We start from the raw sequence: 14,913 nt of genomic DNA on the forward strand, positions 1-14,913 counted from the left end.
GCCCGGGTGAACCTGTTCCCGACGGCCACGACGGCCGACGAAAGCGCCCGCGGCGCCGAGGTCGCGGTGCTGCCCGTCGGCAGTTTCGAACAGCACGGCGCGCATCTCCCGCTCGCCACCGACGCGGTGATCGCGACGACGATCGCGGACGCCATCGCCGCGGCGTATCCGGTCCTGCGGCTCCCGCCGATCACGATCGGCTGCTCCCACGAGCACGCGGATTGGGCGGGCACGGTCAGCATCTCCGCCGCGACGCTGTACGCCGTGGTGAACGACGTCGCCGCCTCGCTGCGCCGTTCCGGCGTCCCGAAACTGGTACTGGTGAACGCGCACGGCGGCAACTACGTGCTGTCGAACGTGGTCCAGGAGTCGACGTCACCGATGGCGCTCTTCCCCGGCGTCGAAGGCTGGCAGGCCGCACACGACGCGGCCGGGCTCGAGACGTCGCTGGACAGCGACATGCACGCCGGTGAGCTGGAGACCTCCCTGTTGCTGCACGCGCATCCTTCGCTGGTCCGGCCCGGTTTCACGGAGGCGGACCACCTCGCCGACGACCGGCGGCACCTGCTGACGGTGGGCCTGCGCCCGTATGCGGAATCCGGGGTGGTCGGGCGGCCTTCGCTGGCGACGGCGGAGAAGGGACGGCTGGTGCTGGCGTCACTGGTGGAGAGCTTCGGGGACACTCTGGCCGCGCTCGGCTGACTCGATCAGGTCCAGATGCGGCAGGAAGTGGTGCATCCGTTCCTGTTTGGTCCGCAGGTACCGCAGGTTCTCGTCGTTCGGCGTGACCAGCAGTGGCACGCGCTCGCTGATCCGCACGCCGTGCCGTTCCAGCTGGTCGACCTTCGCCGGGTTGTTGGACAGCAGCCGCACCGACCGCACGCCGAGATCGTTCAGGATCTCCGCCGCGGCGCGGTAGTCGCGGGCGTCCACCGGTAGCCCGAGCGCGATGTTCGCCTCGACGGTGTCGAGTCCTTCGTCCTGCAGCCGCATCGCCTTCAGCTTCGCGAGCAGGCCGATTCCGCGTCCTTCGTGTCCCTGGGCGTACACGAGGACTCCGGCGCCCTCGTCGACGATCGCCCGCAGCGCGGCGGCCAGCTGGTCGCCGCATTCGCAGTGCATCGAGCTGAACACGTCGCCGGTGAGACATTCCGAATGGACCCGCGCCAGCGTGCCGGAGGTCGCGACGTCGCCGTGCACCAACGCCATCTGTTCGGTGCCGTCGGCGTCCAGATACCCATACGCGCGGAAAACGCCGTAACGGGTGGGCAGTCTGGTCTCCACGACCCTCTCGACGGACATCGGGCTACTCCTGTCTGTTCGGTGACTCTTGACAGAACGCGCGAGCAGGACACCCGCACCGGGAAGGCTGGAAACGAGCGCGAGCACGCCGTAGACGACGGCCACGGTGACGCCCTGCGCCGAGCCGAGGCCCGCCGCGCCGAAGAGCAGCGCGCAAACGCCTTCGCGCGGGCCCCATCCGCCGATGTTCAGCGGCAGCCCCATCGCGAGCAGGGCGAGGATCATCAGCGGCAGCAGGTCACCGACCGGCGCGGTGACACCCGCGGCGCGCGCGGCGACGACGAACAGGGCGAGATGCCCGGCCAGGGTGGCGACCGAAAGCAGGCCGACCGCGGGCCAGGTCTCCTTGGTCAGCAGGCCGAGCCGGACGTCGGCGAGGGAGACGGCGAACCCGCGGCGCCATTTCGATCCACTGTGGATCCACCGCTTCCCGGCCGTCATCCCGGTGACGACGGCCGCGAGCGCGAGCACGACCACCGCGATCCCGGCGACCGTCACCACGCGATCGATCGGCGGCGGCACCACGGAAGGCGCGCCGAGCACGACGGCGACCGAAGCGCCGATCACCACGATCTGCCCGGCCGTGCGCTCCAGCACCACCGCGCGGACGCCGCGCGGGACGTCACCGGCTTCGCGCCCGTGCTGCACGGCGCGGTTGACGTCGCCGAGGACACCTGCCGGCAGGACACCGTTGAGGAACAACGCGCGGTAGTACTCGCCGACGGCGCTCCCCAGCGAGAGCTTGAGACTCAGCCGCCGCGCGACCAGGCGCCAGCGGCAGGCACTCAAAACCGTGGTGGCGAAACCGATCCCGAGCGCGGCGGCGATCCCGCCCGCGTCGACCTCGCGCAGGCCTTCGAGGAACGCGCCGGTGCCCAGCTGCCGGACGAGCACCCCGAGGATGGCGAGCGCGCCGAGGATCCGAAGCCACGGCCAGAACCGCTTCACGCGGGCACCACCAGGAGATCTTCGTGCTGGATCACCGCGTTCAGCTCGCCTGCCGCGCATTGCGCGAGCCGCCACCGCAGGTAGGCCTCGCCGTCCGGCGCGAGTTCCGGGCGCTGTTCGCAAGCGGCGCCGACCCAGCCGGTGAGCCATTCCGCGGTCAGCGCGGCCTGGTCCGCCCCGAGCCGCCAGGGGCTCGGGGCGCGCCGCACGGTGGCGCCGAGGCGTTCGAAAACCCCGAAGGCGACGTCCACCGCGTCCGGTCCGAGCAGCCACCGGCCGTCGGTCACCCGGCGCTGGTGCGCGTTGAAGGCGTCGGAGATCTCGATGTCGAACTTGTCCTTGGGCGACAGCACGACCCGGCCCGAAACGCTCAGCGTGAACAGGACCGCGCAGCGCGCCTCGACGCACGCCTCCGCCAGCCGGGACATCTCCTCGGCGGTGAGCAGGTCGAGCAGCGCCGACGCCGCCACGAGCGAGGTCCCGGCGAGGTCCGCCACGCGTAACTCGGTGATGTCACGCTGTTCGGTGACGACGGTGACTTCGCCTCCGTCCAAAGCGTGGTCCGGACGGCTCGTGCGGGCCAGCGCGTGGGTGAGCAGGTCCGGGTCGCGGTCGTGCAGGATCCAGCGCTGGCGGCCGGGCAGCCGCCTGGCCAGCCAGCGGCCGAGCGAGCCGGTGCCACAGCCGAGATCCCGGATGACGACCTCGTCCCGCCCGTGCAGGAACGCGCGTACCGGCTCGATCAGCTCGGTCGCGCGAGCGGCGGCGTCGGCGTCTTCACGCAGCTGGAGCCAGCTGGGGGCGTACTTGGTCATGCCGCCGTCCGTTCGCTCAGCAGTACGGCGGCGACGCCGCGGGCCGTCTCGTCCCAGCCGGTCAGCGTCTCGCGGCGCAGGCGTGCCGAGGCGCGAAGGCGGTCACGCAGTTCGGGTTCGGTGAGCCAGCGGCGGAGGGCCGCGGCCAGCGCGTTGACGTCCTCACCGGGGACGAGCAGCCCGGGCACACTGCCGTCGGGCGCCTGGCCGAGCGTGTCCGGCAGGGCGTCGACGGCGGTCGCGAGCACCGGGATGCCATGCGCGAGCGCCTCGGTGACGACCATGCCGTAGGTCTCCGCGCGCGAAGGGAGCACGAGAAGGTCTGCCGCCGCGTACGTCGCTTCGAGCGCTTCGCCGGACCGGGGGCCGGTGAGGGCGAACCGGTCGCCGAGTGTGTGTCGCCGCAGGCGTTCGACGTAGCGGGTTTCGCGTCGGATCGCGCCGACGCACTCACAGCTCCACGGGAGATCCTTGAGCGACTTCAAGGCGTCCGCGAGCAGGCCTTGTCCCTTGCGCGGCGTCACGTTGGCGACGCAGACCAGATGCGTCCCGCCTAGGCTCCCGGACGCGACTTCGGCCCTGTCGACCCCGGGCGGCACCACGTGCACGCGGTGCGGGGCGAGCCCGTGGTGCCCGATCAGCCGTCGCGCCGCCCAGTCGCTGGTCGCGACCACGGCGTCGACCGCGCCGAGCGTCTCCCGCTCCAGCCGGTCCAGTTCGGCGGCGAGCGAAGGCGAAAGCCCCGTTTCGTCGGCCAGCGGCAGATGCACCAAAACCGCGATCGCGAGCCGCTGAGCCGCCGGGACGACCACCTCCGGCACCCCGCAGGCGACCAGCCCGTCGAGCAGGACCGTGGCACCGTCGGGCAGTTCGGCGAGTTTGCGCGCCAGCACCTTGCGCGCCTCACTGTCGGGGCACGGCCAGTTCCCGCGCACGGGGATCTCGTGGACCGCCACCCCTTCGTCGGCGAGGCCGTCGCACAACCGCCTGTCGTAGACGTTGCCGCCGCTGGGCGCGCTCAAGTCGTCGATGTCGTTGGGCAGGACGACGTGGAGGCCGCTCACAGGGCACGCTCGTAGCTCGCCCACGCGACGTGGGATTCGTGCAGCGAGACGGTGAGCCCTTCGAGGCCCCGCGCGCCTTCGCCGAGCGCTCCCGCGTGGACGCGGCCGGCGAGCCGGTCCGCGATGACCTTGGCGAGAAACTCGGTCGAGGTGTTGATCCCGGCGAACTCGGGCACGTCGTCGAGGTTGCGGTAGTTCAGGTCGGCGAGCACCGCTTTGAGCTCTTCGGTCGCCTTGCCGATGTCGACGACGATGTTGTCGGCGTCCAGTTCGGACCGGCGGAACGTCGCGTCCACCAGGAAGGTCGCGCCGTGCAGCCGCTGCGCTGGGCCGAAGACCTCGCCGCGGAAGCTGTGGGCCACCATGACGTGGTCGCGGACGGTGATACTGAACAACGGACCTCCCGGGTCGAACCCTTAACGCGTGTCCTCCATCTGATAGGTGACACGGAGGCAGAGCGTTCCTGGTTCATTCGCGGCCAGACGCGGCAAGACGTCCGGTAGTTCACGGAACTGACATTCCCCGCTGACCAGCACTTCGAATCCCGGATCGGCCAGAAGACGCAAAGCGAGCGCCAAGCGGTCGGCGTAGGTCCGGTTGAGGCGACGGGACGGCGAGACCATGCCGACCTGGCTGCTGCGGATCGTCAGCCGTCGCGAATGGAAGTTCTCGCCGAGCGGGACGCTGACCCGGCGATCGCCGTACCAGCTCAGCTCGATGACCTCGCCCTCCGGCGCGAGCAGCTCCAGCGACCGGGCGAGCCCCGCTTCGCTCGCGCTGGCGTGCACGACGAGGTCGCAGTCGCCCAACGCGTCCTCCGGTGTCGAGAAATCGACACCGAGCGCTTCGGCGATCTTCGCGCGCTCCGGGTCGACGTCGATCAGCTGCACCCTGGCACCGGGGAAACCGGCCAGCAGTTTCGCGACGCTGCTGCCGACCATCCCGGCACCGACCACGGCGATCCGGTCGCCGAGTTTCGGCGACGCGTCCCAGACGGCGTTGGCCGCGGTCTCGATCGTCCCCGCGAGGATCGCGCGCTCCGGCGGCACTTCGCGCGGCACCGGCGTGACGGCGGACGCCGGGACGACATAGCGCGTCTGATGGGGATAGAGGCAGAAGACGACCTGCCCGACGAGGTCGTCCGGGCCGCGTTCGACCAAGCCGACATTGAGGTATCCGTATTTCACGGGACCCGGGAAGTCGCCTTCCTGGAACGGCGCGCGCATGGCCGCACGTTGACTCGATGGGACCTCGCCGCGGAAGACGAGTGTCTCGGTGCCGCGGCTCACGCCCGTGTACAGGGTGCGGACCAGCACTTCGTCGTCGCCGACCGGAGGGAGCGTGACGGGCCTGAGCTCACCGTCGCCGGAACCACTGAACCAGAAGGCGCGTTCCATCGTGTCCTCTCATGCCGGACCCTGGAAGCGGGGTCACCGCCACCATAACGAGGAGGCCTCGTGATCAACCCCGGAGTTTTCCTGGGGGTCCTCGTCCAGCTGGCGTTGCTGGGGACACTGGACGCCCTCACCGGACTGGGCCCGCTGGGCTGGCTCGCCGGAGCGGCCTACGGCCTCGCCGTGGGCGGATTCCTGACCTACGGCCTGAACCGGAGCACCGCGCGCTCCCTCGGCCCCGCCGACGCCGTCACGCTCGCCCGGTCCGGGCTGGTCGGCTGCGTGACCGCGCTCGTCGTCGACACCGCGGGCCGGGAGATCGTCGCGATGGTCGTCATCGCGTCGGTCGCGCTCGCCCTGGACGCCGTCGACGGCCAGGTCGCCCGCCGCACCGGAACGGCGTCACCGCTGGGCGCGCGGTTCGACATGGAGGTCGACGCGTATCTGATCCTGATCCTGAGCGTGGTCGTCGCGCAGTCGCTGGGCCCGTGGGTGCTCACGATCGGCGCGATGCGCTACGTCTTCGTCGTGGCGGGCAGGCTGTGGCCATGGCTGAACGCGCCGCTTCCGCCGAGCATGGCGCGCAAGACGGTCGCGGCGGTCCAGGGCATCGCGCTGGTCGTGGTGGCCTCGACGGTCCTGCCGCTCTGGGCGGGTTTCATGGTCACGTTGGGCGCGCTGGCACTGCTGACCTGGTCGTTCGGGCGCGACACGTGGTGGCTGCTGGAGCAGCACGCCTTCGCCGCCGCTCCCGCGTGATCACGCGTACTGCGCTTCGCCGTTCCCGATCGACCAGTCGACGGGGTTGTTCTCGGTGATCGTGACGAGCACGTTCCTCGGCTCGGTCCCCGCGTACTCCTCGGTGAGCTCCGCGATCCGCCGGTACAGCGACTTCTTCTGCTCGTCGGTGCGCCCCTGCCGCATGGTGATCCCGATGAACACGACCCCCTCGTCGCGATGGATCCCCAGGTAGTCGTCGTATTTCAGGGTGCTCTGGCCGTTGAGGACCTGGAAGCGGTCGTCGGCCGGGATGCCGAGCGTCTCGACCAGCGCGTCGTGGACGGCGTTGCCGAGGGCTTCGAGCTTGTCGGTCCCGACGGTGTCGATACGGACGAAGGGCATGTCAGTTCTCCTTGGTGGCAAGCAGGCCGAGAGCGCCGTCGACGGCTTTCGCGAACACGTCCGGGGAGCCGGCGGCGCGGGCGAGGATGTACCCGCCCTGCAGCACGGCGACCAGCGCGGTCGCCGTGGCGAGCGGGTCCAGCGCGGCGTCGAGTTCACCGGCCGCGCGGCCCTCGTCGAGCAGCTCGGCGAGACGGCCGGTGAGCCAGCCGAAGAACTCCTCGACCGGCTTTCGCAGATCCGCGTCGGCCATCACGTCGGGATCCTGGGCGAGCCTGCCGACCGGGCAGCCCTTGAGCACCGCGCGTTCGCGGCGCAGGTAGACGGTGACGCGCTCGACGACCGAGCCGGGCCCGGAGAACTCGGCCTCCGCCCTGGCGCGCAGATCGTCGGCGCTGCGGGCGATCGCGGCGAGCGCGAGTTCGGACTTGCCCTGGAAGTGGTGGTACATGCTGCCCTGGCCGGCGCCGGAGCGCTCCTGGATCGCCTTCGGGCTGGTACCGACGTAGCCGCGTTCCCACAGGAGCTCGCGAGTGCTCTCGATGAGCTGTTCCCTCTTGTCCACGTCCTGACCGTACATACTAGTAGGTACAGAGACAAGCCACGCCCGTGGGAGCAAGGGACCTTTGCTACCACTTTGGCGCTTCCCCGCAGGTCAGGCACCCAATGCCGCACTTAGCCAACTAAACGCCCACCGCCCGCGCTCCACGATGACCACCAGTCCGTGAAGGCCTCCTTCCCTACCCTCAAAGTAGGGAAGGAGGCCTTCACGGACCGCAAGATCGCCACATGCACCTCAGTGACCTCAGATCTCACAGCCAGCGCGCGTGAAGGCCTCCATCACTCGGCTCAGCCGAGGAAACTCGACCTTCACGCCTTCCCTGGCACCCAATGCCGCACTTAGCCGACTAAACGCGCCAAAACCTCAAGAACGCGAGTCCTGCCCGAACCGCTCCCACTCCCGGTCCCAAGCCGCCCACCGCGCCCGGTTCAGCAGCTGCCGAGCGAGCAGATACCCCGCCACCAGCAGTGTCACCGCGCTCAGCCACACGCCCACGCCGACACCGATCCCCGTACTGGTCGCGTCCATCGGCATCACCGGCGGCCCGACGACGGCGCCGGACTCGTCCAGCCACACGGTCACCGCGTCCCCCGCCGAAGCGCCGAGATCGGCGGTGACGGGCGCCTCCTGAAGGCCCCCGTCCGGCAGTACCCAGCGAGCCGCCACCTGAGCGGTCTCCGCGGAAGGCGTCCCATCGACGCCGACGCGCGCCGGCGGCGCGTCTTCGAGCAGGAAGGCGGTCGTCGAGTGACGCGAAGCCATCTCGACAGCCGACCGCGCCATCATGGTCGCGTAGGCCTCCGAGCCGGCCGCCGCGGCCAGCGGCACACCGAGCAGCGCGATCAGGACGCAGAAGACGAGGATCACCGCCTCGACCCGGTCCGAGCCGCGAGCGAGCGGATTCCGGCCGAGGTGGATCCGGCGCCACAAGTACACAAGCGACACGACGGACCTCCTTCACCGGTAAGCCTGCGCCGGGAAGAACCGGATGAACAGGAGGCTTTGGTCCCGTCAGCGGCTCTCACCCGGGACCACGTACGCGGCGAGCGCCCGGTTCACCGCACAACGTGTTCGTATGCGGACTTCAGGTCTTCGACCCGGCCCGGAGGCGCCACCAACGGCCCCTTCGCCCAATCGCAGCCGAGGTCGTGGAGGACCTCCAGCTGCCGCGCGGTCTCGACCCCTTCCGCGACGACCACGAGGTCGACGGCGTGCGCCATCGCCATGATCCCGGCGACGATCGGTTCGGCGTCGCTCGACTTCCCGAGGTCGGCCACGAACGACCGGTCGATCTCGATCACGTTCAGATCGAGCCTGCACAGCTGGGCGAGCGAGGAGTACCCGGCGCCGAATCGTTCCGCGGTCACCCGCACCCCGGTCTTCCGCAGCGCGTCGACGGCGTCGGCCGCGTCCTTCAGCGCCGTCTCGTCGACGTCGAGGCTCAGATCCTGCGGCCCGAGGCCCGCTCCCTCCAGCGTTGTCTGAACCACTTGCAGCAACGTGGGATCGCCCAGTTGGCGGACCGAAAGGCTCACATTCACATTACAGTGCACACCATGATCGGCACGCCATCGAGAGATCTCGCGGGCGGCCTTGGCGAGAACCTCCGCCCCGATGACCGTCAAAAGATCGCCGTCGTCGGCGAGCTCGGCCAATTCCGCCGGATCGATCGGCCCACGGACGGGATGGTCCCAACAGGACTTCGCCTTCACCGCGACCATGTCGCCGGTCCGCAAATCGACGACGGGCTGATAAACGGTCTTGACCAGCCCTTCCGCGACGGCGTTCCGCAGATCCTGTTCCAGCGCGAAACGGTCCCGCACGCGTTTCCGCATGATCGGCGCATAGAACGCGTAACGGCCGGGGCCGAACGTTTTCGCCTGATACATCGCCAAATCGGCGTCTTCCAGCAATTCGTCGGCAACGCGCGTATCGCCCGGTTCGGCGATCACTATTCCAATGCTCGTATTGATATGCAGTTCTCGGCCGTGCACGGTGAGCGATTCGGCGAGCCGGCGCTGGAGATGGTCGGCCAGCGCGCGTACCTCGGCGGCTTCGGTATAACCGGTGGTGATGACCAGGAACTCGTCCCCGCCGAGCCGTCCGACCAGGTCCGAAGGCCCGGCGGCGGCCCGCAGCCGGTCGCCGATGATGCGCAGCACCTGGTCACCGACGGTATGACCGAGCGAATCGTTGATGATCTTGAACTTGTCGAGGTCGATGAACATCACGGTGGCCGTCCGCGCCGGGTCGGCGATCGTCCGGCGCAGGTGGTTCAGCGCGTACGTGCGGTTCGCGAGCCTGGTCAGCGGATCGTGGGTGGCCTCGTAGGCCAGCCGCTCGCTGATCGCCCGGCGTTCGGTGATGTCGGCGAAGGACGTCAGCACCGAGGGCACGCTCTGGCCGGGCGCCATCAGCGGACCGGAGGTCAGCGAAAGCCACCGGTGCGCGCCGTCGCGCCGCCGCACCTGCACGACCCGCCCGGTCTCGACCTTCCCGGACCGGCGCACGCGCGCGGAGGGCAGATCGTCGACGGGTATCGGGACGCCTTGCTCGTCGTGCAGCCGCATCGTCCGGCTCTCCAGGCCGACCAGGGAACCCGGAGGCACCCCGGCGATCCGGTGCGCCGCGGAGTTCGCCAGCTCGATCCGTCCACTGGGGCCGACCAGCAGAACTCCTTCGTCGAGCGTCTCGACGACGGTGGCGAATTCGGCCTCGGCCCGGCGTTGCGCGGTCTCGTCGGCGCACAGCAGCACGTACCCGTCGAACATCTCGGCCGCGGAGACCCGCACCGCCAGCGCCGTGCCGTCGGCGCTGTAATGCGTCGCCTGCACGACACCGCCCGCCGCGACGACCTGCCGCGGGCTCATCGGCGCGCCGACGACCTCGGCCACCGGGGCGCCGATGACGTGGTCGAGGTCGTGCCCGTAGACCGCCTCGGCCGCCGGGTTCCAGCTCGTCACCAGCCCGTCGGGCGAGGTCGCGATGATCGCGTCGCTCGCGTGGCCGACCAGCGCCGCCTGGAACCGCAGGCCCGCCTCGGCCGCCTTCTGCGTGGTCAGGTCGCGCATGATCACCTGGTACGCGGGTTTGCCCTCCCAGGTGGTGAGCACCGCCTGGGATTCGACGGCGACACCGCGGCCCTGGAGGGTCCGCAGGGTCATCTCGGTCGGTTCACTGAACGAGCCGGGCGAGTCCAGCGAACCGATCCGCGCCAGCAGCGCGTCCTGCGAGCCCTCGTCGACCAGATCCGTGATGTGCATCCCGATGATCTCGGTCGACACCTTCGCGCCGACGAACCGCATGGTGGCCGAGTTCACGAACACGACTTTGCCCCGCTGATGGACGCAGATCCCGTACGGACTCGCCTCCACCATCGTGAGATATTGCGTTCCCAAAGTCCCGCTGTCGGAATGTTGCTCCAAAAGGCGGTACCCCTGACCGAGAAAGGCGAGCGCGGGTTCGCCGCGCCGATCCCTCTCGGTGGACAACTCGGTCAACAGACGGACGAGCGACGCGTGCCGGTCGGGTTTTCCCACCGTGCGGGTCGCGGTGCCGTTCGCTGGCGAGGAATCCTGATCCGAGGGCCGGTGGGTGTCGGGAGTCCCACCGTCGAGATCGTCAGGATCCATCTGATCCAAACCCCCTACTCGACTGATGTAGCTTCCGATTAGATCACTAAATCGACGTAGCCGTCCTCCCCGGACAGCTGATCGGTGCGGCTATTCCACCCCAGCGTTGACTGAATGTAGTTGAAGGGAAACACGTGCGGAGCAAAACAGACATCTGCGGCATCGGCGCCGTAACCGCCTACGGCTGGGGGCGCGAATCACTGTGGCAGGGCCTGGCGAGCGGCGTCCCCTGCGCCCAATTCACCGAAGGCTTCGGCGAGACCCCGGATCTGCCCGGCTGGGTCGCGCACGTCCCCGAGGGCGGCAGCGCGAGGGACGGCAGCCTGCACGCCCGCGCCCTGCTCGCCGCGGCACGGGAGGCGATCGAAGACGCCGGCGCGCGGGGCTGGACGCCGGGACGCCGGGTCGGGGTCATCTCCGGCGGCGTCCGCGAGGACCTGCGCACCTGGGACCGGCTCACCGAACTCGGCGAGCAGCTCATGTACCGGCGCGAGTTCATCGGCATGATGCCCTCGACCCCGATCGCCACGCTGATGTCGGAGTTCGGCTTCCACGGCCCCTCGATGGCCACGTCCGCGATGTGCGCGACCGGCAGCGCCGCCGTGCTCACCGCGAAGATGTGGCTGGACGCGGACATGGCCGACGACGTCGTCGTGGTCACCACCGACCTGTCCGCGACCAGGCCGATGGTGCGCAACTTCGTGCACTGCGGGGTGGCGATCACCGACGTGCCCCCGCTTGAGGCCTGCCGTCCTTTCCAAGAGGGCACAAAGGGTTTCACCTTCTCCGAGGCCGCGGTCGCGGTGGTGCTGACCCAGCGGAAGACCGACTCGTACGCGACGCTGCGAGGCGGCGCGATGACGCACGAAGCGCACAACGCGATGGCGCTCGACCCCGATTCGACGAACGCGATGGAGGCGGTGACCAGCGCACTGGAGAACGCGGCCGCCACACCGCCGGACGTCCGCTACCTCAACGCGCACGGGACGGGCACGAAACTCTGCCACCGCACGGAATCCCAGATCCTCGAAGCGGTCTTCCCGCGGGAGACCGAGATCTACTCGATCAAACCGCTGACCGGGCACAGCCAGTCGGGCAGCGCGCTGACCGAGATCGCGACGATCTGCCTCGCGGCCGAGCGGGATCTGGTCCCGGCGCCGAAACCGGTGGCGGACGGGCATCCGCAGCTGATGGACGGACCGTCCCGGCCGGAAGGCGGGCTCACCGTCAAGACGTCGATCGGGATGGGCGGTTACGTCGCGGCTGTCGTGCTGGAAACCGCCTAGCGAGCAATTCGATAACACACGGTCTCAACGTCGTCACGAGCTGTCATTTCCCGTGCTCGGATGGTCGATACTTCCCAGTAGCGGAAAGCACTGAGCACGGAGGCGACCATGAGCCCGCGAACGGCATCCGACAATCTCGTCCACAACTACCTGTTCTTGCGGCGCGCCATCGGTTTTCTCGGGATCGGACTGCCCTTCGTGCTGGTCTTCGGGAAGATGGTCGTCGACGGTGGCGGCCTGCTCAACTCGATCAGCGGTTACTACTACTCGGGAATGCGTGACGTCTGGGTCGGCGTGATGTGCGCCATCGGCGTCTTCCTGTTGTCCTATCGGGGTTACGGCCGGGTCGACGACATCGCCGGGAATATCGCGGCGGTGGCCGCCGTCGGGGTGGCGCTCTTCCCCACGACCCCGGCGAACGGCGACCGCGCGGACGAGATCATCGGGCTGCTGCACCTCGGCTTCGCCGCGGTCTTCTTCCTCACCTTGGCGTTCTTCTGCATCGTGCTGTTCACCAAGTCGGACAAGGAGATCCCCGGCGCCCGCAAACCCGAACGGAACCGCCTGTACGTCGCGTCGGGCGTGCTCATGCTGGTCTGCCTGGCGTTGATCGTGCTCTGCGGCCTGGTGTTCGACGACCTGACCAAGGACCTGTATCCGGCGCTGTGGCTGGAGTCGATCGCGATCCTCGCGTTCGGTGTCGCATGGCTCACCAAGGGCGGGACGCTCCTGCCGGACAAGACCGCGCTGCCGGGAACGCGTGTGACGGCCTGACCTGTGCCGATCAAGGTAAAGGAACCTTTGTCATCGGCCGGGTCGTTGAGGCCGTATGACCGATCGCATCGCATTTCGGCTCGGCCACCGCGACCTGCTGGTGGTGGCGGGGATTCCCGGGGCGGGCAAGACCACCCTGCTGTCCCGGGCGGCGACCGGCGCGCTACCGGTGCTCGATTCCGACCAGGTCCGTGCGCGGCTGCGTGAACGGCTGCCGCCCGCGCTGCCGTACCGGTTCTACCGGCCGCTGGTCCACGGATGGCATCGCGCGCGGGTCGTCCGGTCCGCGCTGGCGGACGGCGGCCCGCTCGTCGTGCACGAACCGTCGACCCGGGCCACGACCCGCGGCCTGCTGGCCCTGCTCGGCCTGCTCAGCCGCCGCCCGGTCCGGTTGCTGTGGCTCGACGCGACCCCGGAGGACGCCCGCGCGGGCCAAGTCGCGCGCGGGCGTGTCATCCGGCGGCATTCGTTCGCCCGCCACGTCAAAAGGGCCGAGAAGGTACGCCGTGCCCTGCGTGAAGGCTGGGTCCCGGCGGGCTGGCACAGCGCGCGGATGGTGACCCGCGAGGTCACCGGGGCGCTGCGTTTCGTCACCGAGGAGGAGCCGGGGAGACACCGCTCAGGCGACGTCCGGCTCCTCCGCGTCGAGCGCCCCGCAACACACACAGTCCGCGCGGGCTAGCGGTTCCGGCTCGGGTTCGTCCGCGGGGCCGGGACGGTTCGGGTGCGGGTTCAACGGCGTCCAGCGGATGCGTACCGGCATCGTCGTTCGTCCTTTCCACTCCGCGAAGTCCTCTCCATCGGAATACGGAAGCGACGAGCATCCGGTTCAGATACCCACGTAGTTTTCGGCGAAGAAGTCTTGGTGCGCACGGGAAACCCGCAGGCTCTCCAGCCGCGCGTCCCGCAGCGCCCGCTGGAAGACGGCCTCGTCGTCGTATCCGGCCGGGCCGTGCAGAAGATTGATCATCCAGAGCGAGAATTCCTGCGCACGCCAGATCCGCGGCAGGCAGTCGGCGGAGTAGCGATCGAGCGCCGTCGTGTCGCTCTCGGTATGGGCTTCGATCAACGCGTGCGCGAGGATCTCGGCCTCCATCAGCGCGAGATTCGCGCCCTTCGCCGCGGCGGGACTGATGAGGCTCGCCGCGTCGCCCGCGAGGTACAGATTCCCCCGCTGGATCGTGTCCATCACGCGCGAGGCCATGTCCACGATCCGGCGCTCGATGATGGCGCCGCGTTTGAGTTCGCCGTAGCGGTCGGAGCGCATCCGCACGTGCAGTTCGTCCCAGATCCGGTCGTCTCCCCAGCTCTCCGGATCCTCACCCCGCGGGACTTCGAGGTAATAGCGCGTCACCGTCGGCGTTCTCGCCATATGCCCGGCGAATCCCCGTTCGTGGATCGCGTAGCCGATCGCGGACATGCTCGGTGGCGCCTCGGCGAGGATCGCGAGCCACGAGATGTCGTGGTCCCGCCGGAAGACCCGCGCGGGGACGGATCTCAGTGACACCCCGCGCCTGCCGTCGCAGCCGGCGATGTACTTGGCACGCAACAGAAGATCATCGGCGATGACCGTCGCGTCCATCCCCGACACCGACGAGACCTCGGTGCCGAACCTGATCTCCCCGCCGCGGGCGAGGAATTCCGCGATCAGGTCGGTGACCAGGAATTGTTGCGGGTAAACGGTGTGCACTTCACCGTTCCCGAGTTCGCTGTAGTCGAGCTCGAATTCGGCCTGATCATTGCGGAAGGCGCAGGTGTCGTGCCTCGCGCCCTTCTCGATCAACCCGGCGGCGAGCCCGTTCTCGGTGAGCACGCGGACACTGTTCGCGGCGAGAAAACCCGCCCTCGCCCGGTTTTCGACATGCTCACGGCTTTGCCGTTCGAGGATCAAGCAGTCGATCCCGGCGGCCCGCAACAGGTTCCCCAGCACGAGCCCCGCCGGACCGGCCCCCACGATCACCACGTCGGCATCGATCTTTCCCACGAAAGCCCCCAGTACCTTCGCCCGCCCCCA

15 protein-coding genes are annotated in these 14,913 nt (G+C 69.3%); 5 read left to right on the forward strand and 10 right to left on the reverse strand.

What is annotated here, in order from left to right; translation table 11 throughout:
* Nucleotides 1–6: 6 nt before the first annotated feature.
* Complete coding sequence (locus ACIBTM_RS43845) at nucleotides 7–702, forward strand: creatininase family protein (RefSeq protein ID WP_395883044.1); 696 nt, start codon at nucleotides 7–9, stop codon at nucleotides 700–702.
* Here the strand turns inward: ACIBTM_RS43845 and ribA are convergent.
* From ribA to ACIBTM_RS43870, 5 genes are read right to left on the reverse strand one after another with little or no spacing between them, the layout of a single operon-like run.
* On the reverse strand, nucleotides 658–2,250 hold the full coding sequence (gene ribA, locus ACIBTM_RS43850; protein ID WP_395883045.1) for a GTP cyclohydrolase II: 1,593 nt from the start codon (nucleotides 2,248–2,250) through the stop codon (nucleotides 658–660). The genes ACIBTM_RS43845 and ribA overlap by 45 nt on opposite strands.
* Nucleotides 2,247–3,065 (reverse strand): methyltransferase domain-containing protein, encoded by an 819-nt coding sequence (locus ACIBTM_RS43855; RefSeq protein WP_395883046.1) that lies wholly within the window; start codon nucleotides 3,063–3,065, stop codon nucleotides 2,247–2,249. Before ACIBTM_RS43855 ends, ribA begins: the two co-directional genes overlap by 4 nt.
* Complete coding sequence (locus tag ACIBTM_RS43860) at nucleotides 3,062–4,129, reverse strand: glycosyltransferase family 4 protein (RefSeq protein ID WP_395883047.1); 1,068 nt, start codon at nucleotides 4,127–4,129, stop codon at nucleotides 3,062–3,064. The genes ACIBTM_RS43855 and ACIBTM_RS43860 overlap by 4 nt, the downstream gene beginning before the upstream one ends.
* Nucleotides 4,126–4,524 carry a 6-carboxytetrahydropterin synthase gene (locus ACIBTM_RS43865; RefSeq protein ID WP_038518637.1) on the reverse strand — a complete coding sequence of 133 codons (399 nt, stop codon included), beginning with the start codon at nucleotides 4,522–4,524 and terminating at the stop codon, nucleotides 4,126–4,128. The genes ACIBTM_RS43860 and ACIBTM_RS43865 overlap by 4 nt, the downstream gene beginning before the upstream one ends.
* A gap of 21 nt (nucleotides 4,525–4,545) precedes the next feature.
* Nucleotides 4,546–5,526, reverse strand: a complete 981-nt coding sequence (locus ACIBTM_RS43870; RefSeq protein WP_395883048.1) for a zinc-binding alcohol dehydrogenase — start codon at nucleotides 5,524–5,526, stop codon at nucleotides 4,546–4,548.
* A 60-nt stretch (nucleotides 5,527–5,586) separates the two neighbouring features.
* Here ACIBTM_RS43870 and ACIBTM_RS43875 point away from each other — a divergent pair, with 60 nt between their 5' ends.
* A complete protein-coding gene (locus ACIBTM_RS43875; protein WP_395883049.1) occupies nucleotides 5,587–6,282 on the forward strand; it encodes a CDP-alcohol phosphatidyltransferase family protein in 696 nt (231 codons plus the stop codon).
* On the opposite strand, the gene ACIBTM_RS43880 is transcribed toward ACIBTM_RS43875, so the two are convergent.
* From ACIBTM_RS43880 to ACIBTM_RS43895, 4 genes are all read right to left on the reverse strand, one after another.
* Entirely contained in the window at nucleotides 6,283–6,645 is a 363-nt protein-coding gene (locus ACIBTM_RS43880) for a tautomerase family protein (RefSeq protein ID WP_395883050.1), read from the reverse strand. It lies immediately after the preceding gene.
* Nucleotide 6,646: 1 nt separating this feature from the next.
* The gene (locus tag ACIBTM_RS43885) at nucleotides 6,647–7,210 is read right to left on the reverse strand and encodes a TetR/AcrR family transcriptional regulator (RefSeq protein ID WP_395883051.1); all 564 of its coding nucleotides are present in this window, start codon (nucleotides 7,208–7,210) and stop codon (nucleotides 6,647–6,649) included.
* A 360-nt stretch (nucleotides 7,211–7,570) separates the two neighbouring features.
* Complete coding sequence (locus tag ACIBTM_RS43890) at nucleotides 7,571–8,152, reverse strand: hypothetical protein (protein ID WP_395883052.1); 582 nt, start codon at nucleotides 8,150–8,152, stop codon at nucleotides 7,571–7,573.
* Between the two features lie 110 nt (nucleotides 8,153–8,262).
* The gene (locus tag ACIBTM_RS43895) at nucleotides 8,263–10,584 is read right to left on the reverse strand and encodes an EAL domain-containing protein (RefSeq protein WP_395883053.1); all 2,322 of its coding nucleotides are present in this window, start codon (nucleotides 10,582–10,584) and stop codon (nucleotides 8,263–8,265) included.
* Between the two features lie 389 nt (nucleotides 10,585–10,973).
* On the opposite strand from ACIBTM_RS43895, the gene ACIBTM_RS43900 reads away from it, so the two are divergent.
* The 3 genes from ACIBTM_RS43900 (at nucleotide 10,974) to ACIBTM_RS43910 (ending at nucleotide 13,581) form a co-directional block, all read left to right on the forward strand.
* Nucleotides 10,974–12,125: a beta-ketoacyl synthase N-terminal-like domain-containing protein gene (locus ACIBTM_RS43900; protein WP_395883054.1), complete on the forward strand. Its 1,152-nt coding sequence runs from the start codon at nucleotides 10,974–10,976 to the stop codon at nucleotides 12,123–12,125.
* Between the two features lie 108 nt (nucleotides 12,126–12,233).
* The gene (locus tag ACIBTM_RS43905; protein ID WP_395883055.1) at nucleotides 12,234–12,899 is read left to right on the forward strand and encodes a DUF998 domain-containing protein; all 666 of its coding nucleotides are present in this window, start codon (nucleotides 12,234–12,236) and stop codon (nucleotides 12,897–12,899) included.
* A 55-nt stretch (nucleotides 12,900–12,954) separates the two neighbouring features.
* Nucleotides 12,955–13,581, forward strand: coding sequence for an AAA family ATPase (locus ACIBTM_RS43910; RefSeq protein WP_395883056.1), 627 nt, complete (start codon nucleotides 12,955–12,957; stop codon nucleotides 13,579–13,581).
* A gap of 147 nt (nucleotides 13,582–13,728) precedes the next feature.
* On the opposite strand, the gene ACIBTM_RS43915 is transcribed toward ACIBTM_RS43910, so the two are convergent.
* Entirely contained in the window at nucleotides 13,729–14,883 is a 1,155-nt protein-coding gene (locus ACIBTM_RS43915) for a 4-hydroxybenzoate 3-monooxygenase (protein ID WP_395883057.1), read from the reverse strand.
* Between the last annotated feature and the right edge of the window lie 30 nt (nucleotides 14,884–14,913).

Origin of the sequence: Amycolatopsis sp. NPDC049868 (assembly GCF_044461365.1) — a bacterium.
Taxonomy (GTDB): Bacteria; Actinomycetota; Actinomycetes; order Mycobacteriales; family Pseudonocardiaceae; genus Amycolatopsis.

Bases quoted from the DNA above. Each gene is read 5' to 3' on its own strand.
- ACIBTM_RS43855 (WP_395883046.1), bottom strand. From the start codon at position 3,065: ATGACCAAGTACGCCCCCAGCTGGCTCCAGCTGCGTGAAGACGCCGAC.
- ACIBTM_RS43880 (WP_395883050.1), bottom strand. From the start codon at position 6,645: ATGCCCTTCGTCCGTATCGACACCGTCGGGACCGACAAGCTCGAAGCC.
- ACIBTM_RS43905 (WP_395883055.1), top strand. From the start codon at position 12,234: ATGAGCCCGCGAACGGCATCCGACAATCTCGTCCACAACTACCTGTTC.
- ACIBTM_RS43895 (WP_395883053.1), bottom strand. From the start codon at position 10,584: ATGGTGGAGGCGAGTCCGTACGGGATCTGCGTCCATCAGCGGGGCAAA.
- ACIBTM_RS43910 (WP_395883056.1), top strand. From the start codon at position 12,955: ATGACCGATCGCATCGCATTTCGGCTCGGCCACCGCGACCTGCTGGTG.
- ACIBTM_RS43870 (WP_395883048.1), bottom strand. From the start codon at position 5,526: ATGGAACGCGCCTTCTGGTTCAGTGGTTCCGGCGACGGTGAGCTCAGG.